This is a genomic window from Psychrobacter sp. 1U2 (genome assembly GCF_051847575.1).
The window spans coordinates 1-691 of the sequence record NZ_JBPYDC010001139.1 but is presented as its reverse complement, the minus strand read 5'-3'; the positions used below and the strand labels follow the sequence as shown (position 1 = coordinate 691).

Below are 691 nucleotides of genomic sequence, written 5' to 3'. Positions count from 1 at the left end.
CTGTGCCAACCCTTACCATCGTAGAGCCGTTAGCAATAGCGGCTGCCATATCATTACTCATACCCATACTAAGCGTATCCCAAGCTTCTAAATCCGGATGTTCTTGCTTTATCTTTTCAAATAACATCTTGGTGCGTTTAAACGCATCTGTATTAGACTTAGCAGGAATAATCATTAAACCGCGTAATTGTAGGCGCTCATAGCCTTTGATAGCTGCTAGTAGGTCGGATAAATCCTCAGTGCGACAACCTGACTTACTCTCCTCATCATCTATATTAAGCTGTATAAGCACATTCAGTGGCGGCATATCTGTTGGACGCTGATCGTTCAGACGTTTTGCAATGATGTCACGCTCAAGCGTTTGTACCCAATCAAAGTTTTCGGCAATGTCACGAGTCTTGTTACGCTGAACATGCCCAATATAATGCCATACGATAGAGGCAGCTTCAGGCTGACCTTGTAGTGTCTTGATTTTTTCAATGGCTTCTTGCAGATAGTTCTCACCAAAATCCCGTTGTCCTTGCCGAGCCAATATAGCGATCATATCAGCAGGTTTGGTTTTCGAAACTGCAAGCAATATGACGTCTGACGCTGATCTAGTAGCTCTTTCCTGCTCCGTTATTAAATCATTAGCCTGCAAACAGGCTTGAGTTACTTGTTCGTTAACCTGTTGCCAGTTGGCGATTAAACG

The 691-nt window shown here is 43.6% G+C and carries 1 protein-coding gene; it reads right to left on the bottom strand.

What is annotated here, in order from left to right; translation table 11 throughout:
• A partial coding sequence (locus ACS8FD_RS20840; protein ID WP_439277269.1) for a YggS family pyridoxal phosphate-dependent enzyme occupies positions 1-685 on the bottom strand: 685 nt, incomplete at its 3' end.
• Positions 686-691 lie beyond the last annotated feature (6 nt).